We start from the raw sequence: 16612 nt of genomic DNA, 5'->3' as shown, positions 1-16612 counted from the left end.
GGCCAGGGGCGCGGCCACCACCGGCGGCAGCGGACGGCGCAGCGAGGCCGCGCGTCTGGCGGTGCTGAACGCCGCCGACGACCTCCTGGTGGAGGTGGGCTTCGAGGGCCTGACCATCGAGGGCATCGCCGCCGCCGCCGGGGTCGCCAAGCAGACCATCTACCGGTGGTGGAAGTCCAAGGTCGACATCCTCTTCGACAACCTCGTCCTGGACGCCGGCCCCGCCCTGGCCTGGCCCGCCGAGACCCCCTCCGGCCCGGCCGACCTGCGCGACTACCTCCACCGGTTCGCGTCCTTCCTCGGCACCGACCCGGCCGGCCGGGTCCTCCAGGCGCTCCTCGGCCACGCCCAACTGGACGCCCGGACCGCCGAGTTGCTGCACGGCGGCTTCCTGGACGAGCTGCGTGCCCGGGACGTCGCGCACACCCGCGCCTGCCTGGGGCTCGCGGCGGACGAGAGCGGCGCCGACGAGGCCGCCGTACTGCTGGACGCGCTGCTCGCCCCGCTCTACCACCGCGCCCTGGTGCTGCGCCGCCCGCTGGACGCCGCGTTCGTCGACGCGCTGCTCGACCAGCACCTGCCGCGCTGACGCCACTCCCTCCCTCCTTCTCCTCCCCTTCCCGACCGCGCCGCCGCCCGCCGGCCCGTGTCCACCTCCGGGCCGCGCCGTCGGCGCCACCAACCCCAGCCAGGAGTCACCGTGTTCCGTCGCCCCCGGCCGACCTTCGACGTACGGGTCGTCGCCGTCACCCCGCTCACCCCCGCCCTCGTCCGGCTCACCTTCGCCGGGCCCACCCTGGACGCCCTCGCCATCGAACACCCCACCCAGTGGGTCAAGTTGGGCCTCCCCGAGGGCCACTCCCGGGCCTACACCATCCGCTACCACCGCCCCGCCGACCGCGAGGTGGACATCGACGTCGTGCTGCACGGCAACGGCCCGCTCTCCCGCTGGGCCGAGATCGCCCGCCCCGGCGATCCGGCCCGGCTGGCCGGGCCGCGCGGCCGGCAGCCCTCCTTCGAGGACGCCGGGCACGCGCTGCTCGGCGCCGACGAGAGCGCCCTGCCCGCCGCGCTCACCATCCTCGACGAGCTGCCGCCGGGCGTCCCGGCCTCGCTGTTCGTCGAGGTCGGCGAGGCCTCCGGGGCCGCCCTGCCACTGCCCGACCGGGCCGGACTGACCGTCCGGTGGCTCACCCGCGACCCGGACCTGCCGAAGGGCCGCACGCTGGCCGACGCCCTGCTCGCCACCGACGTTCCGGCGGACACCACGGCCTGGCTGGCCGGCGAGGCGAACGCGGTGGCCGCCGTCCGCCGCCATCTGCTCACCGACTGGGCGCTGCCGCGCGAGCGCGTCCACAGCAAGGGCTACTGGAAGCACGGCGAGGCCGACCACAAGGAGTGACGGCTCGTCAGTTCCCTTGCCGTCGGCTGCGGGCGTCCGCGACGGCCGTCGTGTACAGGGCGGCGGTCAGGTCCTCCTCGGAGATCCCGAGCCCGGTCAGCACGGCGCGGACGGCGGCGAGCGCGGCGGGCAGTTCGCGCTCGTCCGCCGCGCCCGTCTCCACCTCCAGGAACACCCCGTCGAGCTCCGTCACCCGCACCAGCGTGGCGAGCATCCGGCGGCCCCGGTGCTCGAACGCGTAGTTCCGGCACCGCTTCTCGAAGGCGAGGACGGGCCGGTGGCCGAGGCCGCGCACGATCGCGTGCGCGGCCTCGCCGTCGGCCACCCGTGTCTCGTGCTCCGGCTTGGAGCCGGACACCGCGTCCACCCGGGCGTCCTTGAAGGTCAGCAGCACCGTCCGGGAGCCGTCCGCGCCGGTCACCTCACGGATCCGCACCTCACGGTCGGCGGCGGAGAGTTGCCCGTCGGGCGTGTCGTAGTAGGTGTCCCGGTAGACCTCGGCGCGGCCCGGCCCGTGGGCGTCCTCCAGCCGGCGCAGCAGCGCATCCGGGTCGCGCACCACCGCCTTCAGCTCCGCCTCGATCACCGCGCGCCCCCGGCCCGGGCCGCCAGCCGGTGGGGGCCCAGGAAGTACGACAGCGCCGTCAGCGAGGCACCCTCGGCCACCTCGCCGGCCGCCAGCAGCCGCACCACCTCGTCCTCGGCCAGCCACTCCACCCGGCTCGCCTCCGCGCGGTCCGCCGGCTCGCCGGTCCACCGCGCCCCGGCGGCGTGGAAGGAGTGGAAGTGCATGGTCGAGATGCCGGCCATCGCGTCGAACTCCGTCAGCGGCGTGAGCCGCCCCGGCCGCCAGCCGGTCTCCTCCTCGACCTCGCGGGCGGCGGCCGCCACGGGCTCCTCCCCCGGCTCCACCCACCCGGCGGGCAGCTCCCACCCCCAGCGGCCGGTGATGAACCGGTGGCGGTACAGCAGCAGGAAGCGGCCGTCCTGGTCCGTCACCACGGTGTTGGCGCACTCCTTCGGCATCCGCAGCACGTGGTGGTCGACCCGGCCGGTACCGGGGATGTCCACGTCGTCCAGCCAGAGCTCCACCCACGGCGACCCGTACACCTGCCGCCGCCCGTGCACCGCCCACTGCGTCACTGTCGCCGCCCTCCGTGTGCCGATCGTCCGCGATCCGACCCTCTCACGCCCGCCACCGTGCCCGCCTTCACGCCCGCCGCCGCGGTCTCAGTGCGAGGCGGTGGGGGCGGGGGTGCGGGCCGCGCCCGGGGCGGACGCGGCGCCGGAGCGGGACGGCGTACCGGCCGGGGAGGCACCGGCGGGGGCGGCACCGGACACGGCACCGGACGCACCGGCGGGGGCGGCGCCCGGAACGGGGGCGAGGCCGGTGCAGCCGCGCAGGCCGTCGCGGCGCTTGACGGCGGCGGTGGCGGCGGCACCGGACTGCGGCACCGGCACGCCCCGGTCGTCGATGGTCGCCGGGGCGAACGCCTCCCCGAGCACCTTGCCGACCGGGCTGACGGTCAGCGTGGTGACCCCGGTCTCGTTGGAGTTGGCGTAGTTGGAGGTGCCGTACCAGAGGAAGTTGCCGAAGCCGTAGCCGATGTAGGTGTCCCCGATCATGCCGGAGCCGACCATGGTGTGCGCATGGGTGCCGACCACGGCGGTCGCGCCCGCGGCGGCGAGCTTCTTGGCGATGGCGGTCTGCGCGGCGGTGGGGCACGCCTTGCCCTCGTCGCCCCAGTGCAGGTAGACCAGCACCACCGGTGCCTGCCGCTTGGCGTCCCCGACCGCCTTGAGCAGCGCCGCGGTGTCCAGCGCCGAGGCGATGCCGGGCTTGTTCGCGCCGGCCCGCCACTTCTGGTTGGTGAGGTCCTCGACCTGGCTGGCGGCGACCACCGCGACCTTCACCCCGCGCACGGTGCTGACGTACGGGGCGTACGCCTCCTGGGAGTTGCGGCCGAGGCCGACGACCGGGACGGGCGAGGACTCCTTCGCGGCCAGGGTGTCGGCGAGGCCGTCGGCGCCGAAGTCGACGGCGTGGTTGTTGGCGAGCGAGACGACGTCGACGCCGGAGTCCTTCAGCGCGGTGAGCGCCTTGGGCGAGGTGCGGAAGGTGTAGGTCTTGGGCTCGGGGGCGCCGCGTCCGGTGATCGCGGTCTCCAGGTTGAGCACCGCCAGGTCGGCGGCGGAGAGGGTCTTGGCGATCGGGCCGAGCGCCGTCTCGGGCGGCTGCACGGCGAGCCTGGCCTCGGTGCGGCCCTCGAAGTGGACGTCCCCGGCGAACGCCACCGTGATGCTGCCGTCGGGGCGGGGCGCCGCGCCCTCGCCGGAGGCCTGGTCGCCGGGGGCGCCGGAGCCGTCGGAGGGGCCCGGCGAGGCCTTGGCGGCCGCGTCGGCCGCGGCCTTCGCGGACTCGGCCGCCTTGACGGCGGACGGATCGGGGTCGTCCGGTCCGCAGGCGGCGACGGATATCAGGCCGAGCAGCAGTGCGACGGCGGCCGCGCCACGGCGCATGTGTGTTCCCCCAAGGTCGGTCCAGGAGCGGTCAGCCTACGTCACTCCCCCGCCCCTTCTCCGCCCTCCCTCCACAACCGGCACCGGCCCGTCGCCGGGTGTTCGACCGCACCGCCGGACCGCCGTCCACCCGCCCCGCGCCGGGCCCGGACCCCACCGGTCGCACCGGTCCCACCGGGCCCGTCCGTCCCAACCCGCCGCCCCTTCCTGGCCGTCCCGTCCCTGGCGCGGGCGCCCGGATCGCGCGCAGCGTGGAAGCGTGGAGGCCCCGCGAGGGCGCCGGGGCCGTGACGGCAGGCGGGTGGTGTGGGTCATGGCCGGCAACGGGACCACGAACACCGGGAGCAGCACGAGGAGCACGGCCGCCGGACGGCGGATCGTGGTCGGGATCGACGGCTCGGCACCCTCGAAGGCGGCGCTGCGCTGGGCGGTCGGGCAGGCGGTGCTGACCGGGGCGACGGTGCACGCGGTGGCCGCGTGGGAGTACCCGTCGCTGTACGGCTGGTTCGCGCCGATGGTGGACGACGGCTTCGAGCAGTCCGCGCGCCGGACGCTGACCGTCGAGGTGGACGAGGTGGTCGGCCCGCAGCGGCCGGTGCCGGTCGAGGAGAGCCTGCTGCCGGGGCACGCGGCCGAGGTGCTGCTGGAGGTGGCCGAGGGCGCCGACCTGCTGGTGCTCGGCAGCCGGGGCCGCGGGACCTTCGCCCGGACCCTGCTGGGCTCGGTGAGCGCGCGCTGCGCCGTGCACGGGTCGTGCCCGGTGGTGATCGTCCGCGCGGACGGCACCGCCGTCACGCCCGCACCGCGCGCGGCGGCGGGCGGTGCCGGGGCGGCGGCGGGCGGGGCCGGGGAGCCGGCCGTCCGCACCAAGGACTGGCAGCTGAGCCTGCACGTGGTCGAGGACGCCGACACCACCCGGGTGCACGCGGTGCTCGACGCCGACGGCACCGTGCTGCACAGCGACGCGCTCGCCCGCCGCAATCCGCACGACGCCCCGGCCGCCGCGGTGGGCGACGACTTCGCGGTCGGCCGGGCCCTGGTCGACCTCGGCCACCAGTTGCTCCGCGCGGGCACCCACGGCGCCACGGGGCCCGCCGAGGAGTGACATGCTGGCCACCGAAGGACAAGATGACGATCGACGGTCGATGCCCGGCGGCTGACAGCCGACAGGTGACAGCCGCCGGCTGACGGACTCCAGACGACGGACACCAGATGACAGACGCTGTCAGCCCGGCTCCGGGCGCCCGCCCCGCCCCGGCCCCCGACTTCACCCCCGCCCAGCGCGCCCGCGGCCGGGCGCTGCGCCGCGCCCAGCTCCCGTGGGCGCTCGGCGGCCGGCTCACCGGCCTGGCGCTGACCCTGGCACTCGGCCTGACGCCCGCCGGCGCCGGGCTGGTGTCGGCCGCGGGCCGCTGGTTCGGCGGCTCGCGGACGGCGGAGGTGCTCGCCGGGGCCGGCGCGCTGGTGCTGCTCGGGCGGCTGGCGCAGCTGCCGTTCGGGGCGGGCGCCCGTTCGGTGCGGGCCCGGTTCGGTCTGGTCACCCAGGGCTGGGCGGGCTGGGCGCTGGACGCCCTGCGCGGGCTGGCGCTGACGCTGGGCCTCGCCCTGCCGGTGGCCTTCGGCCTGTACGCGCTCACCGACCGCTCGCCGCAGTACTGGTGGCTGCCGGCGGCGGGCGCGGCCGCGCTGCTGACCGCCGCCCTGTCCTTCCTCTACCCGCTGCTGGTCGAGCCGGTGTTCAACCGCTTCACGCCGATGGAGCCGGGCCCGCTGCGCGAGGCACTGCTGGGCCTGGCCGACCGGGACGGCGTGCGGGTGCGCGACGTCCTGGTGGCGGACGCCTCGCGCCGCACGACGGCGCTGAACGCGTACGTGTCGGGTCTGGGCGCGACGCGGCGGATCGTCGCGTACGACACGCTGCTGTCGACGGCCGATCCGCGCGAGGTGGAGCTGGTGGTGGCGCACGAGCTGGGGCACGTCAAGCACCGGGACGTGCTGACCGGCACGGTGCTCGGCGCGGTGGGCGCGGCCGTCGTGGTGGCGCTGCTGGGCCTGCTCGCGGGCCGGGACGCGCTGCTGTCGGCGGCGGGGGCGACGGACGCCGCCGACCCCCGGTCGATGGCCCTGCTCGCGGCGGGCGCCGCGCTGCTGGGCGCGCTGTCCGGTCCGGTGCAGTGCGCGGTGAGCCGCGTGGTGGAGACGCGCGCGGACCGGCACGCCCTCGAACTGACCGGGGACGCCGAGCAGTTCGTCGCGATGCAGCGCAGGCTGGCACTGACCAACGTGTCCGACGTCGACCCGCCCCGGTGGCTTGAGCTACTGTTCGCCACTCACCCGAGCGCCACCCGCCGGATCGCGGCCGCGCGCGCCTGGCAGGCCAGGCGCCCCTCCGCATCCAAGATCGTTGTATAGTGCAACAAAAGTCCGGGACCCCGAGGAGGTGGGTCAGCGTGCCCGACCGCGAGACGTCGATCGCCACCATCCAGCGCGAGCTGACCGCCTTCGCCCGCCGCGCCCGCCACAAGGCGTCCCAGCTGCACCCCGATCTCTCGCTGGTCACCTACAGCATCCTGGACCTCATCACCGAGCGCGGCGGCTGCCGGGCGGCCGACGTCGCCGCGCACTTCATGCTCGACAAGTCCACGGTGAGCCGCCAGGTCACCGCCCTGGAGAAGCTCGGGCTGCTGCGCCGCGAGACCGACCCCGAGGACCAGCGCGGGCAGATCCTGCTCGCCACCGACGCCGGGCTGACCCTGCTGCGGGTGGCCAACGAGCAGCGGCGGCTCTCCTTCACCGCCCGGTTCACCGACTGGGCGGACGAGGACGTCGCCCGGTTCGCCGACTACCTGGCCCGCTACGGCGCCGAGGGCTGAGCACCCGGTCCGCCCGCAGGGTCCGCAGACCACGACGCCCGCCCGCACCGCCCGCCCGCCCGCCCGCCCGGGGTGCGGTGGACCGCCCGGACGGTGTACAGAGGAGAGGTGCCACCTCGGCAGCCTCCCCGCGAGCGGCACTCCCGCCCGGGGCACCCCGACGAGCGGCGTTCCCCCGACCGCCGTCGTTCCCGGCGGCCCGGCCGCGGGGCGCTGACGGCCGTCCCGCTCGCCCTGATCGTGCTGATCACGGTGGTCGACGTGCTCGCCCCGCCGGACATCCACCTGGGCCCGCTGCTGATCGTCGCCCCCGCCCTCACCGCCTCCGTCGCCGGCACCCGCGCCACCGCCGCCGTCGCCACGCTGGCGATCGCCGCCCTGACCGTCATCGGCATCCTGCGCGACGGCCTCACCACCGCCAACCACGAGACCCAGCTCGGCGCCCTGCTCGCCGTCTCGGCCCTGATCGTGGCCCTGCGCGCGCTGCGCGACCGCCACGAGCGGGAGCTCGCACAGGTCCGCTCCGTCTCCGAGGCCGCGCAGCGCGTCCTGCTGCGCCCGCTGCCCGACCGGATCGGCCCGCTGCACCTCGCCTCCGTCTACCTGGCCGCCGAGGCCGAGGCCCAGGTCGGCGGCGACCTCTACGCGGCGGCCCGCACCACCGCCGGCACCCGGCTGCTGGTCGGCGACGTCCGCGGCAAGGGCCTGTCCTCGCTCGGCGACGCCGCGCTGCTGCTGGGTGCGTTCCGGGCCGCCGCGCACCTGCACGCCGACCTTCCCGGGCTGGTCGGCTACCTCGACGGCAGCATCGCCTGGGACCTCGCCCAGTTCGCCGAGCAGCAGCGCGCCGAGCGGCTGTACCTCCAGGAGCAGCCGCAGCTCCAGCTCCCGGCGCTGCTCCGGCAGGTCCCGCGCCCCCCACCGCTCGGCGGGGCGCCGGCCGCTCCCGCCGCCGACGACAGCGGCGAGTCGTTCATCACCGCCCTCGTCCTGGACATCCCGGACGACGAGGCGGTGGTCCGGCTGGTCGACTGCGGTCATCCGCCGCCGCTGCTGTTGCACGGGGAGCGGGTCACCGCCCTGGAGCCCGCCCGCACCGCTCCCCCGCTCGGCCTCGGCGAACTGGCCCCGGGGCCGTACGCGGTGGAGGAGTTCCCGTTCCTGCCCGGCGACCGGCTGCTGATCTACACCGACGGCGTGATCGAGGCCCGCGACGCCGGGCGGCGGTTCTACCCGCTGCCCGCACGGGTCGCCGAACGGACCGCCGCGCACGCCGACGAGTGCCCGGTGGCCCTGCTGCACCACCTGCGCGGCGATCTGCTGGCGCACGTCGGCGGGCGGCTGGACGACGACGCCGCCATGGTCGTCGTCGAACGCCTCGGCCCCGGCCCCGGCCCCGGCCCCGGGTGAGCCGGCCGGGGCGGGGCGCGGGGTTCACGGTGTGTAGGGCAGCTGCGGCACGTCGAAGCAGGTGGTGGTCATGGACTCCACCTGGGTCACCCAGCCGCCGCGCCCGCCCTGGGCGGAGTCCTGCCAGCGGGCCGCGTTCAGACAGGCCCGGGTCGGCCCGCTCGGCGGGGGCTGCGGCACGAAGGAGGCGGGCAGGAGCAGCCCGTGCGCGTCGTAGGGCTCGGGGCGGTTCATGAACCGTTCGACGCAGGCCCGGGTGAGCTGCGCGCCGCAGGAGTCCATCGCGTCGGTGAGCCACTGCGCGCCCGCCCAGCCCTCCAGCTCCCAGGCCGACAGCAGCGGCTCGCGCTCCGGGTAGTAGCGGGCCATCGCCGCACGGAAGGCGGCCACCGCCGGGTGGCCGACGTCCTCGTAGCCGAGCGAGGAGGAGGTGGCCCAGAGCGCGTCGCGGCAGGCGGGTGAGGCCCGGTAGTCGGTGCGGACGGCCTCCGACCAGTTCTGCACGTTGGTCACCTTGGCGGTGACGTGCACACCGGCCTCGTCCAGCGAGCGGCAGAGCGCCGCGTTGCCCCGGGTGTCCATGGCGTCGAAGAGCAGCTGCGAGCCGTCCGCCCGGACGGCCGCGGCCACTGCCTGGAAGTTCGGCAACGCGAAGTCCACCGTCTGCATGAGCACCCGGTAGCCCTCGGCCTCCAGTCCGGCGCGCAGCTGGGCGGCGTAGCGGGCGGAGTCGGCCTGGTTGTAGGCGACCACGGCGGCGCTGCTCGCGCCGAGGCGTTCCCTGAAGAAGCGGAAGACCTCGGTGGACTGGTAGAGCGTGCCGTTCCAGCCGACGGCGTGCCCGTCGCGCGGCGCGCTGCTGCCGTAGATGCCGTACAGGTTCGGCCAGCGGTCGTACGCGGTGCCGATCGGCTGGCCGCCGACGTCCGGCACCGCCTTGCCGCTCACGTAGGGGGCGCCCGCGTAGTCGAGGACGCTGCCGGAGACGAAGGCGAAGACGTGCGACTGGTCGACGAGCCGGTGCACGCAGTCCTGGTTGCCGATGCCGCTGCCGCCGTCGTCGCAGGTGACGAGCTTGACGGTGCGGCCGTGCAGGCCGCCGCGGTCGTTGAGCGCCTGGAAGAAGGCCTGGGCGCCGTAGCGCGGTCCGCCGAACACCTCGCTGCCGACCGGGCTGGTCAGCGAGGTGACGACGCCGAGCCGGATCTCGGCCGGGGTGACGCCGGTGTCGGAGGCCGGGTTGCCGCCGCCCGCGGCGGTCGTCCCGGTGGTTCCGGTGGCGCCCGCCGTGGCCGGGCGGGCGCCGAAGGCGCTCTCCGGCAGGCGGGTCCCGCAGCCGGCCGTGCCGGCGAGCACCAGGGCCGAGGCCAGCACGAGGACCAGCGCGAGGACGGGCGCGGGCGCACGGGTGGCGGGCGCACGGGTGGCGGGGCTCAGCTGCATCCGGGGATCGGGGTGCCGGTGGCACCGGCGGCCTGGACCAGCAGACCGCAGAGGGTCGAGCGGGAGACCTTCCAGGTGCCGTTGTCCAGCACCGCCTGACCGGTCGCGGCCGGTTCGACCACGCTGCCCTGGAGGGACAGCTCGTAGGTGACGGTGGCCTCGGTCGGGGAGGTGAACGCCACGTCCGTGACCGTGGCCTTCACCTGGCCGACCCGCGGATCCTGGGCGAAGCCCTGGAGGACCGGCAGCAGCACGTCACCGTTCTGGAGCAGCGCGGCCTTCTCGGGGATCGGGGTGGTCGGGTCGAAGAACTTCTGCCAGTTGTTCGTGATCTGGGTGGTGGCCGCGGCCGGGTCGGCGGGCGCGGTCGCCCCGGGGCTCGGGCTCGCGGTCCCGGTGGCCGTCCCGGTGGCCGTGGCCGTCCCGGTGGCCGTGGCGGTCTCCGTCGTGGTCTCGGTCGCCGTGACGGTCGCCGTGGCCGCGGCCGGCGGCGACGGGCTCGTCGTCGAGGACGTCGACCCGCCGTCACTGCCGCACGCCGCCACCGCGACCGCCGGCAGCAGGGCGAGCAGCAGGCCCGCCGACCGCAGGAGGGCGCGGCCGCCGGGCCGACGGGTGCCGCTCTGCCTCACGTGCATGGTGTTCCTCTCGACGGCCGGGGCCGGTCCGCGCCGCTCCGGATGCTGTTCCAGGCCGATCCTGGAAACGTCGCAAGTGACACCATCAAGGCGGATCCATGGACGAATCGCAATCCGGGCGGCAGCGCACCGCCAACCGGCCGAAGGACGCGGCGACGCGGGCGGTGCGGTCGGCGCGTTCGGTACGGGCGGGCGGCGGGTGGGCCGGATGGGCGCTGGTCGCCGTGGGCGCGGTGCTCTGCGTGCTGGGCTGGTACGGGGTGTCCGGCGAGCGCTTCGTCGAGCAGCAGATCCCCTACCTGGCCTCGGCGACCGTCCCGGGCGCGGCGCTGATCGTGGCGGGCGTGCTGCTGGTCGCGCTGCGTCCGCCCGGGCGCACCCGCCCGCCGTCCGGGGCCACGGCCACCGACCGCCGGATCGCGCACCTGTATGCCCTGCTGGTCGAGCCCGGGGAGCCCGGGGAGCCCGCCGGTCCTCCGGAGGGCGGGACCGGCGGACCGCCGACGGCGGTGCCCGGCGGCACGCTCTACCACCGCCCCGACTGCCCGCTGGTGGCCGGCAAGCCCGCCGCCGCCCCCGTCGACGCCGCCGCCGTCCGGGAGCGCGGGCTCACGCCCTGCCGGCTCTGCGACCCCGGGCCGGCCGGCCCCGGCGGCAGCGCCACCCGTCCGGGCGATCCGCGCCCGCCGACCGGCTGAGGCGGCGGCCCGGTGAACCTCCTCGACCCGCTCCTCGGCGCGGCCGGCCCCGACGCGGCGGGCCTCACCCTCGACCTCGCGCTCGCCGGCCTGACCGTCGGCGCCGCCGCCGCGCTCAGCGGCATCGGCCTGGTCGTCTGCCACCGCGCCACCGGCGTGCTCAACCTCGCCCAGGGCGCGCAGGCGATGCTCGTCGCCTACCTGCTGCGCGACCTGGTCGTCGAACGGGACTGGCCGGTCTGGCCGGCCGTGGCGTGCTGCCTGCTGCTGGTGGCACCCGCCCTCGGGGTGCTGCTGGACGCCCTGGTGTACCGGCCGCTGCAACGGCGCGGCGCCGGACCGGCCGAGACGATGGTGGCCGGGCTCGGCGTGTTCGTGCTGCTCATCGGGGTGGTGGTGCTGGTGTGGGGCGCCGGTCCGGTGAGCGGCGCGCCGTCCCCGTTCGGCGGGGCCGCCCTCGCGCTGCCCGGTGGGCACACGCTGCGCCCGGACACGGTGGCGCAGCTGGCCGCGATCCTGGTGCTCGCCCTCGCGGTCGGGGCGACGACCCGGTTCACACCGTTCGGGCTGCGGGTGCGGGCGGTGGTGGACGACCGGCGGCTCGCCGAGCTGGCCGGGGTGGACGCCGACCGGGTGTCGGCGGCCGGGTGGGCGTTCGGCTCGTTCACCGCCGGGCTGGTCGGGATCGCGCTCGCGCCGTACCTGCTGCTCGACCCGTACGGGCTGCCGCTGCTGGTCATGGAGACGATGGCGGTCGCGGTGGCCGCCCGGCTGCGGAGCATCCCGGTCGCGGTGGTGACCGGGCTCGGGCTCGGTGTGCTGCAGGCGGAGCTGACCCGGTTCCGGCCGGACGGTCAGCTGCTGCCGCTGGTGCAGGCGGTGCAGGCGAACCTGTTCGTGGTGGCGCTGCTGGCCGCCGCGCTGCTGGCCGGTCCCCGGCTCGCCGACGGCCCGGGGCGGCCGGACGTCCGGCCCGTCCCGCCGTGGACGCGGGCCCGGGGCGGCGGGGGCGCGCGGGCGGCGCGGGCGGTCTGCCTGGTGCTGCTCCTGCTGCCGCTGGGCTTCCGCGGCAACGACCTGCGCAGCGCGCTGCTGGTGCCGGCGCTGGCGCTGGTGCTGCTGTCGATCGTGGTGGTGACCGGCTACGGCGGGCAGATCTCGCTCGGCCAGGCCGGGTACGCGGGGCTGGGCGCGCTCGGGACGGCGCTGCTGATGTCCGGGCGGATCCCCGGCCTGCCCGCCCTGCCGGCCGCGCCCGCGCTGCTGTTCGCCGTGCTCGTCACCGCGCCGCTCGGCCTGCTCACCGGCTGGCCGGCGATCCGGCGGCGCGGCCTGGCCCTGGCGCTGGTGACCTTCGCGGTGGGCACGACGCTGAGCCGCTTCGTCTTCCAGCAGCCGTACGCCACCACCGGGCTGGTCCTGGACCGGCCCGCGTTCCTGGCCGGCGACCGCGCCTTCTACGTCGCCGAACTGCTGCTGCTCGGACTGGGCGCGGCCGTGGTCCGGGCCCTGCACGGCGGGCGCACCGGCCGGGCGCTGAGCGCGATGCGCGACCACGAGCCCGGGGCCGCCGCGGCGGGGGTGAACGTGCCGGGGCTCAAGCTGTTCGCGTTCGTGGCGGGCGCCGCCCTGGCGGCGCTCGGCGGCGGCCTGATGGGCATGGCCGGGCGCGCGTTCGACGCGGCGGCGTTCGACCCCGTGCGGGGCCTGCTCTGGTTCGCGGCCGTCGTCGTCGCGGGCGCGGACAGCGCGTCGGCCGCCGTCCTGGCGGCGGCCCTGCTCATCGGCCTGGACGCGGGCACGGTGGCGGGGGTGTCAGCCGTGGCGGTCGGCGCGCTGGCCGCCGCCATCGGCCGCCTCCCGGGCGGCCTGGCCGGCCTCGCCGCCACCCGCACGGCGGCGAGGCCGGCGCCGGCGGCGACGGCAGCACCCACCGGCCGCCTGACCCCGACGGGCCGACGGGTCCGGGCACTGATCGCCGCCCGCCGACCGTCCGACGGCGGAGCATCCGGGCAGGCCGGACCATGATCGCCCTCCACCCCACCCGCCGGCCGCCCCCGGCGAGCGCGACCGCCGACTTCCACCTACCCACCCGCCCAGGGAAGCCGCCCCATGCCGCCACCGCACCACACCCACCGGCCCAACCGATGCCCATCCTGACCGCCACCCACCGGACGGCGGCGGGCCGACGGGTCCGGGCACAGGCCACCGCCCACCCGCCGACGGCGGACCATCCGAGGAGACCGAACCACGATCACACCCCACCCCACCGGCCCGCCCACGGCGGACAACCGACGGCCGAGCATCCGAGGAGAGCCGCACTCCGCCCCACCACGCCCGCCGACCCCGACGAGCGCGGGCGCCGACCACCCCCCACCCGCCGAGGAGCACCACGCCCACCGGCCCAACCGATGCCTGCCCCGACCGCCACCCACCGGACGGCGGCGAGGCCGGCAGAGGCGGCTGGGGCGAAGCCCGCCGACCGGCCGACCCCGGCAGGCCGAACGGGTCCAGGCACAGGCCACCGCCCACCCGCCGACGGCGGACCATCCGAGGAGACCGAACCACGACCACACCCCACCGCGCCCGCCGACCGGCCCCGGCCGACCACCGGGCGCTGACCATCCCCATGCCGACAGCGGACCCGTCCGAGGAAGCCACCTCATGGCCCCACCGCACCACACCCACCGGCCCATCCGATGCCCGTCCTGACCGCCGTCCACAGGAGCGCGGCGGGCCGACGGGTCCGAGCGCAGGCCACCCGCCGACGGCGGACCATCCGAGGAAGCCGGACCACGACCGGCCCGCCCACGGGGGACAACCGACGGCCGAACAGCCGAGGAGAGCCGCACTCCGCCCCACCACGCCCACCAGCCCGACCGATGCACGACCTGACCGCCACCCACCGGACGGCGGCGAGGCCGACAGAGGCGGCTGGGGCGGAGCCCGCCGATGGCGGAGCATCCGAGGAGGCCGGACCATGACCACACCCACCGCGCCGCACCCCGCCCCGCCCGCCGACCGGCCGACGGCGGACCATTCGAGGAGGCCGGATCATGACCGCACTTCGCCCCACCACGCCCACCGGCCCGCCGACGGCGGACGCCGCACCGCCCGACCACCCGCCGGGCAGCCGACGGCGGGCCATCCGGGGAGGCCCGCGCCCCGCCCCGCCGCGCCCACCTACCCCACCGAGGCGCGTCCTGGCCGGCGACCGCCGGGCGGGGGACGGCGGGGCCGGGCCGTGACCGTCCTGCACCGCGCCCCCGGGGCCCGGCTGACGGCGCGCGGGGTGGTGCGGCGGTACGGGGGGATCAAGGCGGTGGCGGGGGTCGACCTGGTCGCGGCGCCCGGGCGGGTGACGGCGCTGATCGGGCCGAACGGCGCCGGGAAGAGCACGCTGTTCGACTGCCTGGCCGGTACCGCGCGCCCGGATGCGGGCCGGGTACTGCTCGGCGGCCGGGACGTCACCCGGCTCCCGGTGCACGCGCGGGTGCGGCTCGGACTGGCCCGCACGTTCCAGCAGATCGCCGTCTTCCCGACCCTGTCGGTGGCGGACAACGTCCGGGTCGGCGCCGAGCAGCGCCCGGGCGCGGCGGACGGCCTGACGGCGCGCGCGCTCGCCGTGTTCGGGCTGGGCCCGGTGGCGGCGGAGCCGGCCGGCGGGCTGTCGACGGGTGTGCTGCGGCTGGTCGAACTGGCGCGGGCGCTGGCCGGCGAGCCGCGCGTCCTGCTGCTGGACGAGCCGGCGGCGGGCCTGGACACCGCGCAGACCGCCCGCCTGCTCACCGTCCTGCGCGGTCTGGCCGACGACGGCATGGCCCTGCTGGTGGTCGAGCACGACCCCGGCCTGGTGGCCGAACTCGCCGACACCGTCTACGCGATGGCCGACGGCCGGGTGGTCGCGGCCGGCCCGACGGCGGCGGTGCTGGCCGACCCCCGGGTGGTCCGCGCCTGGGGCCGGTGACCACCTCCGCCCCGCCCCGCCCCCCGCCCCTCACCCTCACCCGCCGACCCCTGGGAGCCCCCCGTGCCCGTCGAAATCGCCCTGCTGGCCGTGCGCGTGCGGTACGGCCCGCTGGAGGCCCTGCACGGCGTGGACCTGGCCGTGCCCTCCGGGCGGGTGACGGTGCTGCTCGGCCGGAACGGGTCCGGCCGGACGAGCGTGCTGCACGCGATGGCCGGGCTGGTCCGGCCGGCCGCCGGGCGGGTGGTGTGGCGCGGGCGGGACGTCACCGCGCTCGGCGTGCACCAGCGGGTGCGGCTCGGCCTCGCGCTGGTGCCGGCGGAGCGGGCGGTGTTCCCCTCGCTCACCGTCGCCGAGCACCTCGCCCTCGGCGCCCGCCCCCGGCGCGGCCCCGCGGGCGAGGCGCTGGAACTGTTCCCGGAGCTCTCCGCGCTGCTCCCCCGGCGGGCCGGGACGCTCTCCGGCGGTCAGCAGCAACTCGTCGCGGTGGCCAGGGCGTTGACCGCTTCCCCGAGTCTGCTGCTGCTCGACGAACCGGACCGGGGCCTGGCCCCGGCCGTCGCCGCCCGGCTGCACGCGCACCTGCTGTCGTCGGCCGCCACCACCGGGCGGACGGTCGTCCTGACCGCGCAGACCCTCCCGCCGACGCCGGCCGGGGCGGCCGGGGCGTCCGGGGCGGCCGTCGTGCACGTCCTGCACCGGGGCGAGGTCGGCTTCTCCGGGGAGCCCGGCGAGCCGGGAGCGGCGCCGGACGCGGCGCGGTGACGGACGCGGCGCAGTGACGGACGCGGCGCAGTGACGGACGCGGCGCAGTGACGGCCGGGCCGGGTCACTGGGCCAGGTAGCCGCCGTCCACCGGGAGGACGGCACCGGTGATGAACGACGCCTCGTCGGACGCCAGGAAGAGGACGGCCGCGGCCACTTCCGCAGGAGAGCCCAGGCGGCGCATCGGGTGGCGCTGTTCGATGGCGGCGAGGTACTCGGGCCCGCCGGGCTCGTCCCGCAGCTGGGCGACCCGCTCGGTGGTGATCGTGCCGGGGGCGACGGCGTTGACCCGGATCCCCCGGTCGGCCCACTCCACGGCGAGGTGCTTGGTGAGGCCGGAGGCGACGAACTTGGCGGGGCCGTAGACGGCCTGGCCGCGCTGCCCGGCGACGCCGGAGATGGACGAGACGCAGACGATCGCTCCCCCGGCCTGCGCCTGCGCCATCGCCTCGATGGCGTACTTGCAGGTGAGGAACATCCCCCGGCCGTCGACGGCCATCACGCGGTCCCAGTCCGCGGCGTCCGCCTCGGTGATCTCCAGCAGCGGGATGACCCCCGCGTTGGCGACCAGGACGTCCAGCCGGCCGTGCCGCTCGACGGCGGCGGCGATCATCCGGCGGGCGTCCTCGTCCCGCGAGACGTCCCCCTCCACCGTGGTGACGGACCGCGGCAGCCGTTCGGCCAGCCGCCGCAGTCCGTCGCCGTCGAGGTCGGTGGCCACCACCGACGCGCCCTCCCGGGCGAAGAGTTCGGCGACGGCGCGGCCGATCCCGTTCGCCGCGCCGGTGACCACGCAGCACTTCCCCGCCAGCCGCCCGCCGGCCCCCCGGGCGGCCACGGTCCTCTCGTCGTCCATGACGCCGAACTGTAACCGCCCGGCTCCGGCCGGTGACACC

16 protein-coding genes are annotated in these 16612 nt (G+C 77.0%); 10 read left to right on the top strand and 6 right to left on the bottom strand.

Annotation, left to right across the window (positions count from 1 at the left end; all coding sequences use genetic code 11):
• Together ACFXAM_RS19995 and ACFXAM_RS19990 are read left to right on the top strand one after the other, a co-directional pair.
• Window positions 1-589, top strand: a 589-nt coding sequence (locus ACFXAM_RS19995) for a TetR/AcrR family transcriptional regulator (RefSeq protein ID WP_380292983.1), incomplete at its 5' end; no start/stop codon positions are given.
• A 111-nt stretch (window positions 590-700) separates the two neighbouring features.
• Complete coding sequence (locus ACFXAM_RS19990; protein WP_380292981.1) at window positions 701-1402, top strand: siderophore-interacting protein; 702 nt, start codon at window positions 701-703, stop codon at window positions 1400-1402.
• Window positions 1403-1409: 7 nt separating this feature from the next.
• Here the strand turns inward: ACFXAM_RS19990 and cyaB are convergent, their stop codons facing one another.
• The 3 genes from cyaB to ACFXAM_RS19975 form a co-directional block, all read right to left on the bottom strand.
• Window positions 1410-1988: a class IV adenylate cyclase gene (gene cyaB / locus ACFXAM_RS19985; protein WP_380292979.1), complete on the bottom strand. Its 579-nt coding sequence runs from the start codon at window positions 1986-1988 to the stop codon at window positions 1410-1412.
• On the bottom strand, window positions 1985-2545 hold the full coding sequence (locus ACFXAM_RS19980) for an NUDIX domain-containing protein (RefSeq protein ID WP_380292977.1): 561 nt from the start codon (window positions 2543-2545) through the stop codon (window positions 1985-1987). The genes cyaB and ACFXAM_RS19980 overlap by 4 nt, the downstream gene beginning before the upstream one ends.
• A gap of 87 nt (window positions 2546-2632) precedes the next feature.
• Entirely contained in the window at window positions 2633-3922 is a 1290-nt protein-coding gene (locus ACFXAM_RS19975; RefSeq protein ID WP_380292975.1) for a CapA family protein, read from the bottom strand.
• 313 nt (window positions 3923-4235) lie between these two features.
• On the opposite strand from ACFXAM_RS19975, the gene ACFXAM_RS19970 reads away from it, so the two are divergent.
• From ACFXAM_RS19970 to ACFXAM_RS19955, 4 genes are all read left to right on the top strand, one after another.
• Entirely contained in the window at window positions 4236-5027 is a 792-nt protein-coding gene (locus tag ACFXAM_RS19970; protein ID WP_380292973.1) for a universal stress protein, read from the top strand.
• 107 nt (window positions 5028-5134) lie between these two features.
• Window positions 5135-6334, top strand: a complete 1200-nt coding sequence (locus ACFXAM_RS19965; RefSeq protein ID WP_380292971.1) for a M48 family metalloprotease — start codon at window positions 5135-5137, stop codon at window positions 6332-6334.
• Between the two features lie 38 nt (window positions 6335-6372).
• The gene (locus tag ACFXAM_RS19960; protein ID WP_380292969.1) at window positions 6373-6795 is read left to right on the top strand and encodes a MarR family winged helix-turn-helix transcriptional regulator; all 423 of its coding nucleotides are present in this window, start codon (window positions 6373-6375) and stop codon (window positions 6793-6795) included.
• 108 nt (window positions 6796-6903) lie between these two features.
• The gene (locus ACFXAM_RS19955) at window positions 6904-8205 is read left to right on the top strand and encodes a PP2C family protein-serine/threonine phosphatase (protein ID WP_380292966.1); all 1302 of its coding nucleotides are present in this window, start codon (window positions 6904-6906) and stop codon (window positions 8203-8205) included.
• Window positions 8206-8229: 24 nt separating this feature from the next.
• Here ACFXAM_RS19955 and ACFXAM_RS19950 read toward each other — a convergent pair whose 3' ends face one another.
• Together ACFXAM_RS19950 and ACFXAM_RS19945 are read right to left on the bottom strand one after the other, a co-directional pair.
• Window positions 8230-9648 (bottom strand): ABC transporter substrate-binding protein, encoded by a 1419-nt coding sequence (locus ACFXAM_RS19950; RefSeq protein ID WP_380292963.1) that lies wholly within the window; start codon window positions 9646-9648, stop codon window positions 8230-8232.
• The gene (locus ACFXAM_RS19945) at window positions 9639-10286 is read right to left on the bottom strand and encodes a hypothetical protein (RefSeq protein WP_380292962.1); all 648 of its coding nucleotides are present in this window, start codon (window positions 10284-10286) and stop codon (window positions 9639-9641) included. Before ACFXAM_RS19945 ends, ACFXAM_RS19950 begins: the two co-directional genes overlap by 10 nt.
• A 98-nt stretch (window positions 10287-10384) precedes the next feature.
• Between ACFXAM_RS19945 and ACFXAM_RS19940 the strand changes: the two genes are divergently transcribed.
• The 4 genes from ACFXAM_RS19940 (at window position 10385) to ACFXAM_RS19925 (ending at window position 15716) form a co-directional block, all read left to right on the top strand.
• A complete protein-coding gene (locus ACFXAM_RS19940) occupies window positions 10385-10984 on the top strand; it encodes a hypothetical protein (RefSeq protein ID WP_380292960.1) in 600 nt (199 codons plus the stop codon).
• A gap of 12 nt (window positions 10985-10996) precedes the next feature.
• Window positions 10997-13012, top strand: coding sequence for an ABC transporter permease (locus tag ACFXAM_RS19935; protein WP_380292958.1), 2016 nt, complete (start codon window positions 10997-10999; stop codon window positions 13010-13012).
• A gap of 1216 nt (window positions 13013-14228) precedes the next feature.
• Window positions 14229-14951, top strand: coding sequence for an ABC transporter ATP-binding protein (locus ACFXAM_RS19930; protein ID WP_380292956.1), 723 nt, complete (start codon window positions 14229-14231; stop codon window positions 14949-14951).
• Between the two features lie 63 nt (window positions 14952-15014).
• On the top strand, window positions 15015-15716 hold the full coding sequence (locus ACFXAM_RS19925; RefSeq protein WP_380292954.1) for an ABC transporter ATP-binding protein: 702 nt from the start codon (window positions 15015-15017) through the stop codon (window positions 15714-15716).
• 64 nt (window positions 15717-15780) lie between these two features.
• On the opposite strand, the gene ACFXAM_RS19920 is transcribed toward ACFXAM_RS19925, so the two are convergent.
• Window positions 15781-16572, bottom strand: coding sequence for an SDR family NAD(P)-dependent oxidoreductase (locus ACFXAM_RS19920; protein WP_380292952.1), 792 nt, complete (start codon window positions 16570-16572; stop codon window positions 15781-15783).
• Window positions 16573-16612 lie beyond the last annotated feature (40 nt).

The organism is Kitasatospora sp. NPDC059462 (assembly GCF_042749955.1).
In the GTDB taxonomy this organism is placed as follows: Bacteria; Actinomycetota; Actinomycetes; order Streptomycetales; family Streptomycetaceae; genus Kitasatospora.
Note: the sequence above shows the minus strand (reverse complement) of the source record. Positions and strands in the feature narration are given on the sequence as shown.

Bases quoted from the DNA above. Each gene is read 5' to 3' on its own strand.
- ACFXAM_RS19940 (WP_380292960.1), top strand. From the start codon at position 10,385: ATGGACGAATCGCAATCCGGGCGGCAGCGCACCGCCAACCGGCCGAAG.
- ACFXAM_RS19920 (WP_380292952.1), bottom strand. From the start codon at position 16,572: ATGGACGACGAGAGGACCGTGGCCGCCCGGGGGGCCGGCGGGCGGCTG.
- ACFXAM_RS19950 (WP_380292963.1), bottom strand. From the start codon at position 9,648: ATGCAGCTGAGCCCCGCCACCCGTGCGCCCGCCACCCGTGCGCCCGCG.
- ACFXAM_RS19970 (WP_380292973.1), top strand. From the start codon at position 4,236: ATGGCCGGCAACGGGACCACGAACACCGGGAGCAGCACGAGGAGCACG.
- ACFXAM_RS19965 (WP_380292971.1), top strand. From the start codon at position 5,135: ATGACAGACGCTGTCAGCCCGGCTCCGGGCGCCCGCCCCGCCCCGGCC.
- ACFXAM_RS19945 (WP_380292962.1), bottom strand. From the start codon at position 10,286: ATGCACGTGAGGCAGAGCGGCACCCGTCGGCCCGGCGGCCGCGCCCTC.
- ACFXAM_RS19975 (WP_380292975.1), bottom strand. From the start codon at position 3,922: ATGCGCCGTGGCGCGGCCGCCGTCGCACTGCTGCTCGGCCTGATATCC.